At 70.8% G+C, this 14,682-nt stretch carries 20 protein-coding genes, 1 tRNA gene and 2 pseudogenes; 13 read left to right on the plus strand and 10 right to left on the minus strand.

Annotation, left to right across the window (positions count from 1 at the left end):
- Nucleotides 1-26: 26 nt before the first annotated feature.
- From L1857_RS02510 to mbp1, 3 genes and pseudogenes are all read right to left on the minus strand, one after another.
- Nucleotides 27-290 (minus strand): annotated as a pseudogene (locus tag L1857_RS02510) (hypothetical protein); the annotation flags it as partial.
- Between the two features lie 161 nt (nucleotides 291-451).
- Nucleotides 452-655 (minus strand): annotated as a pseudogene (locus tag L1857_RS02515) (MerR family transcriptional regulator); the annotation flags it as partial.
- Nucleotides 656-801: 146 nt separating this feature from the next.
- Nucleotides 802-1,035 carry a microaggregate-binding protein 1 gene (gene mbp1 / locus L1857_RS02520; RefSeq protein ID WP_094003353.1) on the minus strand — a complete coding sequence of 78 codons (234 nt, stop codon included), beginning with the start codon at nucleotides 1,033-1,035 and terminating at the stop codon, nucleotides 802-804.
- Nucleotides 1,036-1,189: 154 nt separating this feature from the next.
- Here mbp1 and L1857_RS02525 point away from each other — a divergent pair, with 154 nt between their 5' ends.
- The 3 genes from L1857_RS02525 to L1857_RS02535 all read left to right on the plus strand — a co-directional run bounded on the left by L1857_RS02525 (nucleotide 1,190) and on the right by L1857_RS02535 (nucleotide 2,443).
- A complete protein-coding gene (locus L1857_RS02525; RefSeq protein WP_094003354.1) occupies nucleotides 1,190-1,378 on the plus strand; it encodes a DLW-39 family protein in 189 nt (62 codons plus the stop codon).
- 29 nt (nucleotides 1,379-1,407) lie between these two features.
- Nucleotides 1,408-1,480 (plus strand) — tRNA-Ala (locus L1857_RS02530).
- An 81-nt stretch (nucleotides 1,481-1,561) separates the two neighbouring features.
- Nucleotides 1,562-2,443: a spermidine synthase gene (locus L1857_RS02535; RefSeq protein ID WP_116110424.1), complete on the plus strand. Its 882-nt coding sequence runs from the start codon at nucleotides 1,562-1,564 to the stop codon at nucleotides 2,441-2,443.
- Here L1857_RS02535 and L1857_RS02540 read toward each other — a convergent pair.
- The gene (locus L1857_RS02540) at nucleotides 2,433-3,062 is read right to left on the minus strand and encodes a helix-turn-helix transcriptional regulator (RefSeq protein WP_094003356.1); all 630 of its coding nucleotides are present in this window, start codon (nucleotides 3,060-3,062) and stop codon (nucleotides 2,433-2,435) included. The genes L1857_RS02535 and L1857_RS02540 overlap by 11 nt on opposite strands.
- Before the next feature lie 33 nt (nucleotides 3,063-3,095).
- Complete coding sequence (locus tag L1857_RS02545; protein ID WP_369806738.1) at nucleotides 3,096-4,340, minus strand: M14 family metallopeptidase; 1,245 nt, start codon at nucleotides 4,338-4,340, stop codon at nucleotides 3,096-3,098.
- Between L1857_RS02545 and L1857_RS02550 the strand changes: the two genes are divergently transcribed.
- Together L1857_RS02550 and L1857_RS02555 are read left to right on the plus strand one after the other, a co-directional pair.
- Nucleotides 4,227-4,742, plus strand: a complete 516-nt coding sequence (locus L1857_RS02550) for a DUF2020 domain-containing protein (RefSeq protein ID WP_116110425.1) — start codon at nucleotides 4,227-4,229, stop codon at nucleotides 4,740-4,742. The genes L1857_RS02545 and L1857_RS02550 overlap by 114 nt on opposite strands.
- A 155-nt stretch (nucleotides 4,743-4,897) precedes the next feature.
- Nucleotides 4,898-5,359 carry a DUF6918 family protein gene (locus tag L1857_RS02555; protein WP_116110426.1) on the plus strand — a complete coding sequence of 154 codons (462 nt, stop codon included), beginning with the start codon at nucleotides 4,898-4,900 and terminating at the stop codon, nucleotides 5,357-5,359.
- A gap of 145 nt (nucleotides 5,360-5,504) precedes the next feature.
- Here the strand turns inward: L1857_RS02555 and L1857_RS02560 are convergent, their stop codons facing one another.
- Entirely contained in the window at nucleotides 5,505-6,107 is a 603-nt protein-coding gene (locus tag L1857_RS02560) for a hypothetical protein (RefSeq protein ID WP_233157031.1), read from the minus strand.
- A 97-nt stretch (nucleotides 6,108-6,204) separates the two neighbouring features.
- Between L1857_RS02560 and L1857_RS02565 the strand changes: the two genes are divergently transcribed.
- Nucleotides 6,205-6,756 (plus strand): peptidylprolyl isomerase, encoded by a 552-nt coding sequence (locus tag L1857_RS02565; RefSeq protein WP_094003360.1) that lies wholly within the window; start codon nucleotides 6,205-6,207, stop codon nucleotides 6,754-6,756.
- A gap of 22 nt (nucleotides 6,757-6,778) precedes the next feature.
- Complete coding sequence (locus tag L1857_RS02570; protein ID WP_198958109.1) at nucleotides 6,779-7,723, plus strand: rhomboid family intramembrane serine protease; 945 nt, start codon at nucleotides 6,779-6,781, stop codon at nucleotides 7,721-7,723.
- Here the strand turns inward: L1857_RS02570 and L1857_RS02575 are convergent.
- Both L1857_RS02575 and crgA read right to left on the minus strand, forming a co-directional pair.
- Nucleotides 7,720-8,019, minus strand: coding sequence for a PH domain-containing protein (locus tag L1857_RS02575; RefSeq protein WP_094003362.1), 300 nt, complete (start codon nucleotides 8,017-8,019; stop codon nucleotides 7,720-7,722). The genes L1857_RS02570 and L1857_RS02575 overlap by 4 nt on opposite strands.
- Nucleotides 8,020-8,208: 189 nt before the next feature.
- Entirely contained in the window at nucleotides 8,209-8,475 is a 267-nt protein-coding gene (crgA, locus tag L1857_RS02580; RefSeq protein WP_094003363.1) for a cell division protein CrgA, read from the minus strand.
- A gap of 91 nt (nucleotides 8,476-8,566) precedes the next feature.
- Here crgA and L1857_RS02585 point away from each other — a divergent pair, with 91 nt between their 5' ends.
- A complete protein-coding gene (locus L1857_RS02585) occupies nucleotides 8,567-9,403 on the plus strand; it encodes a class E sortase (RefSeq protein ID WP_094003364.1) in 837 nt (278 codons plus the stop codon).
- Nucleotides 9,403-9,558 carry a hypothetical protein gene (locus L1857_RS02590; RefSeq protein WP_191247053.1) on the plus strand — a complete coding sequence of 52 codons (156 nt, stop codon included), beginning with the start codon at nucleotides 9,403-9,405 and terminating at the stop codon, nucleotides 9,556-9,558. The genes L1857_RS02585 and L1857_RS02590 overlap by 1 nt, the downstream gene beginning before the upstream one ends.
- A 17-nt stretch (nucleotides 9,559-9,575) precedes the next feature.
- Here the strand turns inward: L1857_RS02590 and L1857_RS02595 are convergent, their stop codons facing one another.
- Nucleotides 9,576-10,151 carry a TetR/AcrR family transcriptional regulator gene (locus L1857_RS02595; protein WP_094003366.1) on the minus strand — a complete coding sequence of 192 codons (576 nt, stop codon included), beginning with the start codon at nucleotides 10,149-10,151 and terminating at the stop codon, nucleotides 9,576-9,578.
- Between the two features lie 85 nt (nucleotides 10,152-10,236).
- On the opposite strand from L1857_RS02595, the gene L1857_RS02600 reads away from it, so the two are divergent.
- Nucleotides 10,237-11,202 carry an NADP-dependent oxidoreductase gene (locus L1857_RS02600; RefSeq protein WP_116110427.1) on the plus strand — a complete coding sequence of 322 codons (966 nt, stop codon included), beginning with the start codon at nucleotides 10,237-10,239 and terminating at the stop codon, nucleotides 11,200-11,202.
- Here the strand turns inward: L1857_RS02600 and L1857_RS02605 are convergent.
- Nucleotides 11,199-12,515, minus strand: a complete 1,317-nt coding sequence (locus tag L1857_RS02605; protein ID WP_249467346.1) for a ferredoxin--NADP reductase domain-containing protein — start codon at nucleotides 12,513-12,515, stop codon at nucleotides 11,199-11,201. The two genes, L1857_RS02600 and L1857_RS02605, sit on opposite strands and share 4 nt — an antisense overlap.
- Nucleotides 12,516-12,631: 116 nt before the next feature.
- On the opposite strand from L1857_RS02605, the gene L1857_RS02610 reads away from it, so the two are divergent.
- Genes L1857_RS02610 through L1857_RS02620 form a run of 3 tightly spaced genes read left to right on the plus strand, consistent with a single transcriptional unit; the run spans nucleotide 12,632 to nucleotide 14,678 of the window.
- On the plus strand, nucleotides 12,632-13,273 hold the full coding sequence (locus L1857_RS02610) for an aminodeoxychorismate/anthranilate synthase component II (protein ID WP_116110429.1): 642 nt from the start codon (nucleotides 12,632-12,634) through the stop codon (nucleotides 13,271-13,273).
- The gene (locus tag L1857_RS02615; RefSeq protein ID WP_249464356.1) at nucleotides 13,270-14,049 is read left to right on the plus strand and encodes an ABC transporter ATP-binding protein; all 780 of its coding nucleotides are present in this window, start codon (nucleotides 13,270-13,272) and stop codon (nucleotides 14,047-14,049) included. Before L1857_RS02610 ends, L1857_RS02615 begins: the two co-directional genes overlap by 4 nt.
- The gene (locus L1857_RS02620) at nucleotides 14,046-14,678 is read left to right on the plus strand and encodes a hypothetical protein (protein WP_116110431.1); all 633 of its coding nucleotides are present in this window, start codon (nucleotides 14,046-14,048) and stop codon (nucleotides 14,676-14,678) included. Before L1857_RS02615 ends, L1857_RS02620 begins: the two co-directional genes overlap by 4 nt.
- Nucleotides 14,679-14,682: the final 4 nt, after the last annotated feature.

Genomic DNA, 14,682 nt, shown 5'->3' on the forward strand with positions numbered 1-14,682 from the left:
CGCAGCAGGTGCGCCCGCGAGTCGCCGACGTGCAGGACGCCGAGCCGCGAACCGGACCAGAGCAGCGCGGTCAGGGTGGTGCCGGCGTCCTCGAGGTGCCGGACCGCGGCGCCGGCCACGCGGAAGGCGTCCCCGAGTGCGTCCAGCGGATCGCCGGTGGCCAGCGCGTCCAGCGGTTTGACCGTCTCGATCGCGGCGACGCTCGCCTGGTGCCCGCCGGGGCCGAACCCGTCGGCGACGGCGAGCAGGTGCGGACCGGCGTAGGCCGCGTCCTGCTTCGTTTCGCGCACCAGACCCGCACGGCGTGGACGAGTCCCGTCATCGCAGTGTCCTTTCCGGACAGTTGCGCGACGAGGAAGGCGACGAGCCGCCCGCGCGCCGCGACGTCGGCTTCGACTTCGCGCCAGTAGGCGAGGACCTCCGCGGCTGGATCGGGTCCCGCCAGTGCCCGGGAAATCCGTGCCAACGGCATTCCGGTCCGGCGCAGCCAGCCGATCAGCCGGGCCCGCTCCAGCTGGTCCGGTGCGTAGCGCCGGTAGCCGGACACCGGATCGACCGATGCGGGCCGGAGCAGGCCCAGTTCGTCGTAGAGACGCAGCGCCTTCGGGGACAGTCCCGCCGCGCGGGCGAACGCCCCGATCGTGAGCAGCCCCATGTCGACCTCCTCGTACCAGGCATTCTGCCCGGCGGAAGCGACTGTGCGGCTTGCCCCAGGGGCAAGGTCAAGCTTGGTTCCACGTGGAACGGCCAGGACAGACGGGGAGCTCTGCCGCGTCTGACCTGGCCGTGTCTGGGGTGGGGTTACTGTTCCCTGCGCTGCCGCGCCTCACCGAGTGCCGCTTCCTCCCGCGCCCGGTCGGCTTCGGCTTCCTTCTCGCTGACACGCTGCTGCGCGTCGGCCTTCTCCTGCTGCGCGCGGCCTTCCCGCTGGGCGGAGTCGTTGCCGAGGAACGTGCCGGCCGTCTCCTTGACCTTGCCCTTCAGGCCCTCGACCGCGCCCTTGATGCCTTCCTGGCGGTCTTCCTTGTCGGTCATTTCCTGCCCCTCCTTCGTCTCCGTCACGAGTCGGCTACCCGGGCGGCACGGGCGCTAATCACCCGGGCCGGGCCCGTGCGCACCGCGCGAACCTCCCCCTGGCGGGTGCAGTAGCATCGTGTGGTCAGCTGGACCGTCGAAGAGGGGCCGGAACGTGAAGAAGCTGCTGGCGCTCGCAGTCGTCGCGGGCGGGGTGCTGTTCGTGATCAAGCGCAACAAGGACGCGAAGGCTGAGGCCGACCTGTGGCGCGAGGCCACCGCCCCGACCGAGCGCCCGCTGGCCGCGGTCTCGACGAACGGCAGCGCCCCGGCGAAGACCGCCGAGGCGGGCACGAACAACTGAACTTCCCGCGGGCTTGGGGGCCCGCGTCCGGGGCTGTAGCTCAATTGGTAGAGCGCTGCTTTTGCAAGGCAGAGGTCAGGGGTTCGATTCCCCTCAGCTCCACACAGTCGCCGTGACGTCTCCGGCGAACCCGCCGCGGTGACCGTTGCCGCCGGTGTTTGGAGCTCACGTAGAGTTGCGGCGATGGCAGGCAGAGGCACGAACCGGCGGCGTGGTCCCGCCCGTCCGGTTCCCGGCCGCTACCCCGTCCGCTTCGGGCTCGCTGAACTGCTCGCCGACGTCGATCGGCCCAATGGTTGGCTCCTGACCGTCGACGAGGTTGCCCAGTCCTATGTGGACCTCGATGATCCGACGCACCTGGAGTTCGAGTACGTGCGGCGCATCGGGGACGTCATCGACTGCCTCGCCGACGGGCCGTTCGACGCACTCCACCTCGGCGGCGCCGGCTGCACCATTCCGCGCTACATCGCGGCCACGCGCCCGGGAAGCAGGCAGCTCGTCTTCGACGCGGACGAACCGCTCATCGACCTCGTCCGTGAGCAGCTCGACCTGCGCGCCGTGCCCAACCTGCGGGTGCGCATCTCCGACGGCCGCGAAGGCGTTGCCACGCGACGGGACGCCTCGGCCGATCTCGTCGTCGCGGATGTCTTCCAGCGCGCGAAGATGCCGGGCGACGTGGCGACCCTGGAGTTCACCACCGACGTCGCCCGGGTGCTCCGGCCAGCGGGCACCTACCTGATCAACGTCGCCGACGGGCCGGGACTCGAGTTCGCCCGCCGGGTCGTCGCCACGATCGGCGCCGTCTTCCCGCACGTCGTCATGCTCGCCGACTCCGGGGTCCTGCGCGGCCGCCGGTTCGGCAACCTCGTGCTGGTCGCCTCGCGCGCGGAACTGCCCGTCGACGCGATCAGCCGCCGCGCGGCGTCCGCGGCGTTCCCCGCCCGCGTCACCAGCGGTGCGGACCTCGACCGGTTCCGCGGCACCGCCACGCCGATCACCGACGCCGAGGCACTGGACACCCCGCGCCCGCCGTGGAACGTCTTCGGCCTGCCGCCTAAGACCTGATCTCGGCCAGGTGGTTGTAGGCCGACGCCCGGGAGATCCCCAGCGCGGCGGCCACCTCCGGCACGGCCTTCTGCAGCGCGAACAGCCCGCGCTCGTCCAGCGCACGAAACAGGTCCAGCCGCTCGGCGCGCGTCATCCGGCTCACCGGCCGCCCGAGCTTCAGCTCCTCCTCGGCCACCACCGCGCGGATCAGCTGGCCCACGTCGTTGGTGAACGTGGTGGTCGCGTCGGGCAGGGCGGTCACCGCCGCCAGCTCGCCGAGCAGCACGGCCGCGTGCCGCAGATCGGTCACGTCGAGGTTCACGCACAGCGCCCCGAACACCTCCCCGTCGCGGTCGCGCAGCAGCATCGTGGACGCCTTGATCACGCGCCCGGCCGGTGTCCGCGTCAGGTAGTTGATCTGGTCGCGCGCGTCCCGGCCCTGCTTGAGCAGGCTCAGCCCCAGCTCGCTCATCGAGCCGCCGGGCGCCCGGCCGGTGACGTCGCCGGCGACCGCGACGACCGAACCCTCCGGCCGGCGGTAGTCGTGCAGGACGACCTCGCAGTTCCCGCCGAAGGTGGCGGCGAGGCCGTCGAGCACGGGTCGGAGCGCGGCGAGCACCGCGTCGGCATCACTCACCTGGGCATGATGTACAGAACTTGGATCGATTGTCTAGCGCGCCTCGCTGATCAGGATGTCCACCGCCGCGTCGTTGCGCGTCGTCTCCCGCACGATGTCCTCGTCCGGCGGGTAGAAGCCGGGCAACGCGCTGGTCGGGTACATCTCGAAGGTGAAGCTGAGGATCTTGTGCGTGCCCCACATCCAGTCGTTGACGTCCCCGTCGGTGATGTAGAGGTCGCTGGACTGCTGGGCGGTGTACCGGTTGGTCGCCGCCATGCGCTGCCCGACGTCGCGGAACCGCGCGTTCTCCTCGGCCGTCATGCCCTCGCCGGTGTCGTCCTCGGTGTGCCCGAACGGCCACAGCACCAGCTCGGAGTAGGTGTGGAAGTCGATGTGCGCCTTGATCCGCTGCTGCCCGCCTGCCGCGCGCGAGTCGACGAACCGCGACACGGCCTGCGTCTCCGGCTCGGAGAAGGCCGACGGGCCGCGGTAGGTGTCCGAGGCGGGCCGCGTGCTGGAGCCGTCGCAGCAGCCCCACTTGTAGCCCCAGTTGCGGTTGAGGTCGGTGCCGATCTTGCCGCCGTCCACGGGCCTGCGGTTCTTGCGCCAGTACTTGTAGTCGGTGTCCGAGATGTCGTACTCCGAGCCGTCCGGGTTGACGTTCGGGATCACCCAGATCACGTGGCCGTCGACCAGCGACCGGATGTTCGGATCGGTCGCGTAGCCGCCGGTGAAGCGCTGCACGATGTGCAGGCACATCTCGGTGGTCAGGTGCTCGCGCGCGTGCTGGTTGCAGGTGAACAGCACCTCGGGCTCACCCTCGTCGGCGGCGGCGTTGTCGCTGATCTTCACCAGGTTCAGCTCGCGGCCCTCGTAGGACTTGCCCACGCTGGACAGCACCGCGATGTCCGGGTGGTTCGCGGCCGCCTTCTGCAGTTCCGTCGTGACCTCGGCGTAGGTGTGGTAGCCCTCGTCCCCGGCCGGGAAGTCCGCCGCGGCCGCTCGCGCCGGTGTGGTCCCGGCCAGCAGGGCGGCTCCGGTCACCAGGGCCAGCACGCCGCCCGCGGCCCGCCGTGAATACATTTCGCCTCCGCACGAACACGTAGAGTAGCTTCTTCTACCCTGCTGTAGCGGCGCGCCCGCCACAACCCGGCGGAGGTCGGGTGGTTCACTGATCGGGTTATGCGACGAGTCCTGCCCGCCCTGCTCGCGGCCGCCGCGCTGGCCGGTTGCTCCGCCCAGCCGGCCCCCGAGGCGCCGCCGTCCCCGAGTGCGCCGGCCACCACGGCCGTGCAGCTGCCGCCGGAGCCGACGCCGGCCCGCGCCGCACCCTGCCCGTACCTGGAGAACTCGTTCGTCGCGGACTCGAACGGGCAGCGGGTGTCGAAGGTCGAGATCTCCGCCGACCAGCCGCATCCCACGTGCTTCTTCTACGCCCTGTCCGGCAAGCTCCAGCTGACCGTGCGCGTCTACACCGGGGATCCGGCGGTGGCGAACGCGCTCGTCGACCAGGCGGCTCCGGTGGCCACGAGCAACCCCGCGGCTGAGCCGCCAGGGTGGCAGGGTGGTTACGCGTCGAAACCGGACGGCGCGGTATATGCCGTGGCCAGGGACGGTACAGCGGTCATCGTGACCACGAACCAGCAACAGACGGTGAAGGCGAGAACCGTTGCCCGGCAGGCGATCTCGCGCCTTTAAGACCGGCGGGGTGCAGTGTCAAGTTGATCTTGTATTACCCTGATCGCACCTCGCAGCCGGGGAGGACCAGCACGTGACCGGTCGAGACCTGCGGCCGGCGTGCCACGGGCTGCGAGAGCCCCCGTGTACCTCGATGTGAAGAAGGACAGACATTCGTGGCTGACACCCTCAAGGAAATCCTGCTCGACTCCAGCAGGCGTCCGGCCGTTGTGACCGACCTGGAGACGCTGGTCGACGAAGAGGTCTCGGACAAGGGCGGCGTGTCCGGTGCCGTCATCAAGACCGGCTTCGCCGCGGTCAAGAAGATCAAGCCGGGCATCATCGGCTCCGCCGTCGACAGCCTGCTCGACGACTTCGCCGCCGCGCTCGAGCCGTTCTACGCCGACTTCAAGGGCCAGGGCGGCACCAACAGCACTGACTTCGGCTCGTACCTTGCGGGTCGTGGCTCGGAGGCCGCCGACGCGCTGCTGAGCGTGACCGACGCGCGCGCCGCCAAGAGCAGCCGCGACAGCATCAAGAAGGTCTACGAGAAGCTGCGCCCGAACGGCAAGAAGAACGTCGAAGAGGCGCTGCCCCGCCTGGGCAAGCTGATCGACAAGCACGCGGCCGCCGCCTGAGGCAGACGCGCAGAACGGCCGTTTTCCCAACGGTAGCCGTTGGGAAAACGGCCGTTCGCCTGTGCGGGGTCTGGCGTGACCGGGTCAGCGCAGGCGGAAGTGCCGCTCGGCCTCGCGGTCGAGCGGCACCTCCGGTGGAACGTGTTTAGTTCTGCTTCTCCGCCGGCGACGGGCTCGGCGCGTGCTGGCCGTTCGCCGTCGACTCCGGAGTGGCCGGCTTCGGCGCGGCCCGCGGCGGCTCGGTGGCCACCGGCGGCTCCTGCTTGCCGCGCAGCGCGACCGCCGCACCCGCGGCGGCCAGGACGCCCAGCACCAGGAAGAGCGGCCACTTGCGGCTCTTCTTCGTGCCCTTGGCGGCGAGCTTCGCCTCCTCCAGCGCGGCCCGGAAGTCCTTCTTGGCCTGCTTGAAGTCCTTCTTGGCCTTCCGCTTCGACTCACCGGCGGCCTTGGCGGCCTGGACGGCGGCCTTGCGGGCCTTGCGGCCCGGCTTGCGCAGCTCGGCGAGCCGCTCCGCGGCCTCCTTGCGTGCCTGCTTGCTCGCCTTCGCCAGGTCCTTGCGGGCCTTGCGGCCCCGCTTGGCGGCTTCCTTGCGCGCCTCCTCGGTGCTCTCGGAAAGCCGTTTCTCGGCCGCCTGCGCGGCCTGAGCGGTCACCTCGGCGCCTGCCTTGCCGACCTCGACGGCCCGCTTGCTCAGGCCGAGCAAGCCGGCCTTGACCGACTCACCCACCGAGTCCGCAGCTCGGGTCATGGCCTTTCACCTCGTCAATCGTTTCGTCTCACGTTCCATCCCCGTAACCATCCTGCCCGTTTCCGGCCGATCTCGCTGCGGATGGCACGATGAAGCGGTGACCCAGAGCAGTGAATCCCTCGTTGGTGCGAAGGCGACCGCCGTCCTGCACACCAACGCCGGGGACATCCGGATCAACCTTTTCCCTGATCACGCCCCCAAGACGGTGGCCAACTTCGTCGGCCTCGCGGAGGGCACGAAGGAGTACCAGCGCCCGAACGCCAAGGGTGAGAACTCCGGCCCGTTCTACGACGGCGCGATCTTCCACCGCGTCATCTCGGGCTTCATGATCCAGGGCGGCGACCCGACCGGCACCGGCCGCGGCGGCCCGGGCTACCAGTTCGGCGACGAGTTCCACCCCGAACTGCAGTTCGACCGGCCGTACCTGCTGGCGATGGCGAACGCGGGACCGGGCACCAACGGCTCGCAGTTCTTCATCACCGTCGCCAAGACGCCGCACCTGAACTTCAAGCACACGATCTTCGGCGAGGTGGCCGACCAGCAGTCGCGCGACGTCGTGGACTCGATCGCGAACACCGCGACCGGGCCCGCGGACAAGCCCCTGCAGGACGTCGTCATCGAGAAGATCGACATCGAGCGCGAAGGCTGAGCCGGGGTAGGTTGGAGGCATCGTGAACGTGCCTCCTCACCCGCCTGCCTCGCAGCCGCCCCAGCAGTCGGCCCTGCCCGGTTGCTGGTGGCACCCGTCGCGACCCACCGGGCTCAGTTGTGTCCGGTGCGGCCGTCCGGCGTGCCCGGAGTGCCTGCGTGAGGCCTCGGTCGGCTACCAGTGCATCGACTGCGTGCAGACCGGGCGTCGCGAGCAGAACATCCAGCGGTACACGCCGCGCACGGTCGCCGGGGCGCAGGTCTCGCACCGGCCGGTGGTCACGCCGGTCCTCATCGTGGTCAACGTGCTCGCGTACGTGGTCACGGTGGCGCAGTCGGGCAGCCTGACCCGCAACGACACGTCGTCGCTGTTCGGTGACGGCGTGTTGTGGCCGCGTGTGATCGCCGGGGCGGACGAGTGGTGGCGGCTGGTCACGTCCGGTTTCCTGCACTACGGGCCGATCCACCTCGCGGTCAACATGCTCGCGCTGTGGATCCTCGGGCGGGACATGGAGACACTGCTGGGCCGCGTGCGCTTCATCGCGCTGTACGTGGTGTCGCTGCTGGGCGGCGCGGTCGCGGTGTACCTGTTCGACGGTGTGGACCGCGGCACCGCGGGTGCTTCCGGGGCGATCTACGGGCTGCTGGGCGCGATGCTCGTCGCGGTGATCCGGTTGCGGCTGAACCCGGCGTACGCGATCGGCACGATCGTGCTGAACCTGATCATCACCGTGTCGCTGCCGAACATCTCGCTGCTCGGCCACCTCGGCGGCCTGGTCGTCGGCGCGGTCGCCACCGCGGCGATGGTGTACGCGCCGGCGAAGGGTCGCCAGTACTGGCAGGGCGGCGCGGTGGCGGTGCTGCTGATCGCGTTGCTGGTGCTGGTGTTCGTGCGCGACGCGCAGCTGGCGGACCTGGTCTGCTGGTACCGCGGCGACCGGTTGTTCTGCGCCGAGCCGTCCGGTTAGGGCTTCAGCGCGGTCAGCGTGTCGAGCACGTCCCGCGGATCGGCGCCGAGTTCGAGCCAGCCGAAGACGTACAGCTGGTCGCCCGCCTCGATTTCCAGCGTCGCCGAGTCGCGGCCGAGGCGGCGGGTGGTGCGCACGCGAGCGGTCACCTCGGGCCAGTGCAGGTCGTGTTTCCCGGTCGTGGTGCGGATTCGCAGCCCGCGCGGATCCGCGGTCAGGCGCGGCCGCACGAGCAAACCGTGCAGCGACAACGCGGTCAGCGCGACCGCCGCGACGGCGAAGAGGACCGTGCCCATCCGGTCGCTCGCCAGGATCGCGGCGGCCGCGGCGAAAACGGCGGCGACACAACCGGTTCCGACCAGAACCGGTCGCGGAGCCCAATGCGGAGACGAGTTATCCACAGTGGTTATCCACACTGGGGATGAGTCACAGTGCTGTAATTACGGGTCAAGCGGCTGTTCGGGGCAATCGTTGTGATCTTCCGCTCAGCGCCAGCGCATCGTCATGAGCAGACCGACGATCATCAGCGCGAAGCCGACCGCGAAGTTGCCGTTGCCGAGGTCCGCCATGAACGGGATCTTGTCGCCCGCGATGTAGTTCACGACCAGCCAGACGAGCCCGAGGATCATCAGCCCGAACATCACGATCTTGTAGAGCAGGCTGGACGGCCCCGCGGCGCGCACCTTGACCGGCGTGCGCCGATCGGCCGGCGGCGTGTACGCCGTCTTCTTGCGGACCTTCGACTTGGGCATCGGAACCTCGCGTGTTCGTCTCTGACCAGGTGGTGCGCATCCACCTCTACCGTCACACGTTAACGTAAGCGTCCCCGAGAGAGGAGCGCGCGTGGCAGTCCTCGACGCCCCGCCACCGAAGAAGTCCGGTGGCGGTTTCGCCAGGGCCGTGCGGACCGTCGGCGAACTGCTGATCACCGCCGGGCTCGTCGTGCTCCTGTTCGTCGTCTACGAGCTGTACGTCACCGATTTGTTCTCCGCGCGCAAGCAGGCCAGCGCCACCGTCGCGCTGGACCAGGACTGGGCGCAGGGCCGCACGCTGCACGCCGACCTGATCGACGGCGAGGCGTTCGCGAAGATGTACATCCCGAGCTTCGGCGCGGACTACCACTTCACGATCCAGGAGGGCACGGACGCGAAGGCGCTGGAGGTCGGGCCGGGGCACTACAAGGGCACCGCGCTGCCGGGCGAGCCGGGCAACTTCGCCGTCGCCGGGCACCGCGTCGGCAAGGGGGCGCCGTTCAACGACCTCGACCTGCTCGCCTCGTGCGACGCGATCGTGATCGAGACGCAGAGCGACTTCTTCGTCTACCGCGTGCTGCCTCACCAGGACGAACTCGCGAACTGGAACGCCGACAAGGCCGCCCGCCCGCAGTGCGCGAACGTGGGCACCCTGCGCACCGACGCGCCGGACGGCGGCCCGTACGGCAAGACCTTCGGCCGGGAGATCGTGACACCGGACCAGGGCGAGGTGGTCGCGCCGGTGCCGCACCGGACGGCCGACGTGCTGCCGACGGCCCAGCAGGTCTCCCTGCTCACGCTGACCACGTGCCACCCGCGGTTCTCCGACAAGCAGCGGCTGATCGTGCACGCCGTGCTGACCAACCAGTACCCGAAGACCCCGGGTGCCACCTACGAGCAGCTGCTGCAGGCGATCGGAGGCGTGTGATGTACGGCTGGATCTGGCGCAGGCTGCCCGGCCCGGCCGGGGTCAAGGCGGTGACCGCGCTGGTGCTGGTGCTCGGCGTGATCGCGTTGCTGCTGTTCGTCGTGTTCCCCTGGCTGGAGCCGATGCTCCCGTTCAACCAGGTCTCGGTGAACTAGCTCCGGGCCCGGGCCGGTCAGCCGGGCGGCGGCCGGAGGCCGTCCATCAGGAGGTTCAGCAGGCGGCCGGCCTTGGCTTCGTGCGCGGGCCGGGGGGCCACCGTGAAGATGCCGATGAGAGAGGCGGCGATGTCGTCGGCGGTGACATCGTTGCGTAGGTCGCCTGCCACGCGGCCGGCGTCGAGCACGGTGGTGATGGCCGCCAGTAGCTCGGTCCGGGTCTGGGCATGGGCTATCTCGCCCGACTCGATCATCGCGAGCAGCGTGTCGAGCATGCCGTTCTTGGTCGCGATCCAGGCCCCGAACAAGTCCATCCAGCGCCGCATCGCCGCGGCCGGGGGCAGCCGGTCGAGCAGTTCACGGGCGCCGGTCGTCAGCCGCGCCACCTGGTCCCGGTAGACCGCGTCGACCAGCGACTCCCGGGTCGGGAAGTGCCGGTAGAGCGTCGCGATGCCGACGCCCGCCTCGCGGGCGATCGCGCGCATCGACGGCTCGGCGTCGGCCGACGCGAACATGCGGGTCGCCACCGCGAGCAGCTGGTCGCGGTTGCGGGTCGCGTCCGCCCGTGGCGCGCGCCCCTCCGTCTCAGGCAAAACGGATCACGCTCCGCTTGTGTTAGGGTTGGTCAGGTAAACGGAGCATAGTCCGTTTCGCTGCGTCCGAAGGAGCCCGGCGTACATGCAGCAACAGAGCGATCAACCGGCGACGGGCAGGAGCAGGGCGGTCCAGCTGGATTCGTTCGGGGGGCCCGAAGTCCTGACGATCCGTGCGATTCCCGCTCCGCGGGCCGGCCGGGGGCAGGTCCGTGTGCGGGTCACCGCGGCCGGCCTCAACCCGATGGACTGGATCATGACCGCCGACGCGGACACCGCCGCCCGGTTCGGGTTGAGCCTCCCGGCCGGGTTCGGTACCGACTACGCGGGAGTGGTCGACCAGGTCGGCGCCGGGGTGACCGGCTTCGCGCCAGGTGACCGGGTGTTCGGGGGCGCGTTGTCCCGCGCGGTCGCCGACTTCGTGGTGGTCGACGCGGCCGGGGCCGTCGCCGCGAACGAGGTCCACCACACCCCCGACGGCGTCGACGACCGCACCGCCGCCACCCTCACGATCGCCGGCCGCACGGCATCCGCCGCCCTCGCCGCGGTGGCTCCCGGCCCGGACGACACCGTGCTGATCGGCGGCGCGGGTGGCGGGGTCGGGGTCTTCGCCGTCCAGCTGGCCCGGATCGCCGGAGCGCGCGTGATCGGCACCGGATCAGCGGCATCGGCCGAGTACCTGCGCGGTCTCGGAGCCGAGCCGGTCGCCTACGGCGACGGCCTGGCCGACCGCGTCCGAGCCCTCGTTCCCAGCGGTGTCACCGCCGCCATCGACCTGCACGGGACGGAGACACTGCACGCGGCGAGGGAACTCGGCGTTCCGGACAGCCGCATCTGCACCATCGCCACGAAAGCCGACGGCGTCGCGGCGGCCAACGGCGCGAACGCCGCTCCCGGCGCCCTGGACGAGATCGCCCGCCTGGTCGCCGCGGGCCGGCTCCGGGTGCCCATCGCAGCGAGCTTCCCGGTGGACCAGATCCGCCGGGCGGCCGAACTCCAGGCAGGTCGGCACGTGCGCGGCAAGGTCGTCATCGACCTCCGGAGGTGCTAGCCGCGCGAGACGCGGATCATCTCCTCGCGCTCGACGACCTTCACGCGTTCCCGGCCCTGCGGCTCGCCCAGGGCGCGTTCGTGCGCGTCGAGCTTGCCCCAGCCCTCCCAGGTGGTGAACGGGACGCCGCGGTCGGCCAGGAACGACGTGATCGCGTCCGGGTCGGACTGCTTCGGCGCGGTCAGGGAGTCCGCGTCGGCGAGCAGGTTGCGGATCGTCTCGGCCGCGTCGCCCTTGGTGTGGCCGATCAGGCCGACCGGGCCGCGCTTGATCCAGCCCGTCACGTACACGCCGGGCACGTGGTCGCCGTCGATGTCCAGCACGCGACCGGCCTCGTTCGGGACGGTGCCGCTGTCGTGGTCGAACGGGACCTCCGGCAGCTCGGAGGACAGGTAGCCGACCGCGCGGTACACGGCCTGGACGTCCCAGTCGTGGAACTCGCCGGTGCCGCGGACGTTGCCGTCGCCGGTCAGCTCGGTGCGCTCGGTGCGCAGGCCGGTGACCCGCTCGTCGCCGAGGATCTCCGTCGGCGAGTGGAAGAAGTGCAGGTGCAGGCGCTTGGGCCGGTCACCCTGGTCGCGGATCGCCCACTCCTGCAGCGTCTTGACCACCATGTCGACCTGCTTGGAGGACCGGATCGCGGCGATCGAACCGTCGTCGAACTCGATGTCCTCGGGGTAGACGATGACCTCGACGTTCGGCGAGTGGTCCAGCTCGCGCAGTTCGAGCGGGGTGAACTTGGCCTGGGCGGGCCCGCGGCGGCCGAACACGTGCACGTCGGTGACCTTGCTGGACTTCAGGCCCTCGTACACGTTCGGCGGGATGTCGGTGGACAGCAGCTCGTCCGCGGTCTTGGCGAGCACGCGGGCCACGTCGAGCGCCACGTTGCCGACACCGAGGACGGCGACGCTGGTCGCCTCCAGCGGCCAGGTGCGCGGAACGTCCGGGTGGCCGTCGTACCAGGACACGAAGTCGGCGGCGCCGTAGCTGCCGGGCAGGTCGATGCCCGGGATGTCCAGCGCGCGGTCGCTCATCGCGCCGGTGGCGAAGATGACCGCGTCGTAGAACTCGCGCAGGTCGTCCAGCTTGATGTCGGTGCCGTAGCCGACGTTGCCGAGCAGCCGGATGCCGGGCCGGTCGAGCACCTTGTGCAGGGCGGTCACGATGCCCTTGATGCGCGGGTGGTCGGGCGCGACGCCGTACCGGATCAGCCCGAACGGCGCCGGCATGCGTTCGAAGATGTCGATGCTGACGTCGGTGTCGGACTTGTCGAGGATGTCGGCGGCGTAGATGCCGGCGGGGCCGGCGCCCACGATGGCGACGCGAAGAGGACTACGGCTCACCCTTGCCACGGTAAAGATAGGTGACCCTTACTTTCACTGTGATGTGAATTGCGGTCCAGCATGTGGACGCCGGTAGTCTTGAGCCCATGCGCGTTCTCGTCGTCGACAACTACGACAGCTTCGTCTACAACCTGGTCCAGTACCTGGCCCAGCTCGGCAACGAATGCACTGTCTGGCGCAACGACGTCGTCGACCTCGACCGCGTGCCCGAGTTCGACGGGGTGCTCGTCTCGCCGGGGCCGGGCACGCCGGAGCGCGCCGGCCAGAGCGTCGACGTGGTGCGCAAGTGTGCCGGCACTCACACCCCGATGCTCGGCGTGTGCCTCGGCCACCAGGCCATCGGTGTGGCGTGGAACGCGACCGTCGACCGCGCGCCCGAGCTGCTGCACGGCAAGACCAGCCAGGTGCACCACGAGGGCGGTGGCGTGCTCGCCGGCCTGCCCGACCCGTTCACCGCGACCCGCTACCACTCGCTGACCGTGCTGCCGGAGACCATCCCGGCCGAGTTCGAGGTCACCGCGCGCACCGAGTCCGGTGTGGTGATGGGCATGCGGCACCGCGAGCTGCCGGTGGAGGGTGTGCAGTTCCACCCCGAGTCGGTGCTGACGCAGGGCGGGCACCGGATGCTGGCGAACTGGATGGCCACGGCCGGTCACCCGGTCCAGCCGGCGGTGGTGGACGCCCTGGAGCGTGAGGTCGCGGCGTTGCAGAAGGCCGCCGCTGCGTGATCCGGCTGCTGGGGGTCGGCAAGCGCTACGGTGACGCCCCGGTGCTGACCGGGGTGGACCTCGAGGTGCGGCCGGGCAGCGTGGTCGGCGTGGTCGGCACCAACGGCTCCGGCAAGTCCACGCTGCTGCGGATCCTCGCCGGGCTGTCCCGGCCCTCGTCGGGCACGGTCACCGGCCGTCCGCGCGTCGGGTACGTGCCCGACCGGTTCCCGGCGTCCACCCGGATGAGCGCCGTGGCCTACCTGCGCCACCTCGGCCGGATCTCCGGAGCGTCCGAAGCGGACCCGCGGGCGCTGCTGGACCGGCTGGCGCTGGCCGGCGGCCCGAACACGCCGCTGCGGCACCTGTCGAAGGGCAACGCGCAGAAGGTCGGCCTGGCCCAGGCGCTGCTCACCGAACCGGACCTGCTGGTGCTGGACGAGCCGTGGTCGGGGCTGGATCCGGACGCGCACGAGGTGCTCGGCGAGATCATCGCCGAGACCAGCGCCCGCGGGGCGAGCGTGGTGTTCACCGAGCACCGCGACGAGCGCGCCCACGCCCACGCCACCGAGGTCTTCCGCCTCACCGGCGGGGTGCTGCGGGTGGTGGACCGGGCCGCCCGCGTGGTGCTGCGCGGATCCGGTGCGGCCGACCTGCCCGGTGTGCTCGCCACCCGCCGCGACGGCGACCACGTCGAACTGACCGTCGCGGCCGAGAACACGGACGAGCTGCTGCTGAACGCGCTGAGCGGCGGCTGGTCGGTGGTGCGGGTGGACACCCCGGCGGTGCGCCGGTGATCCGCTACCAGCTCGCGTTGCTCGCGCACTCCCAGCGCTGGCTGCCGCCGCTGCTGGCGTACCTGATCCTGCTGGGTGTCCTCTTCAGCGACGCCGGTTCCGAGACCCGCCCGCTGTACGCGGTCAGCGCCGGCGCGTTGACCGTGGTCGCGTGCTGGCTGACGATCGCCCTGGTCGACGCCGAGGACCCGACGCAACGGCTGATCACCCAGGTGCACGCCGGCCGGCTGTCCACCGTGCTCTCCGGGATCGTCGGCGCGGTCGCGCTGTGCTCCGCCGTCCTGATGGTGATCCCGCTGGTCTGGGCCGCGCTGGTGCACCCCGGGTTCTCCGCGGGCGTGCTGGTCGACGGCGTGGTCGCGCACGTGGCCTGCGCCGCGGCCGGCGTCGCCGTCGGACTGCCGTGCTCGCGCCTGCTGCTCCCGCGGATCGGCTACACCATGCTGGCCGCGCTCGCGCTGCTCGGGATCGTGCTGCTGGTCCGCTGGGTGCCGGTGGTGAACCCGATGCTGCGCGGGTTGCTGGGTTCCGGGCCGGGCTCCGCGGTGGCGCTCGGCCTGCTCGGCGGGGTGCTCCTGCTGGCGGTGAGCGCCGCGGGCACCGGCTGGGCCGTGCACCGCCGGGCCTGAGTAT

Source organism: Amycolatopsis thermalba, assembly GCF_023376025.1.
Classification (GTDB): domain Bacteria; phylum Actinomycetota; class Actinomycetes; order Mycobacteriales; family Pseudonocardiaceae; genus Amycolatopsis_E; species Amycolatopsis_E thermalba.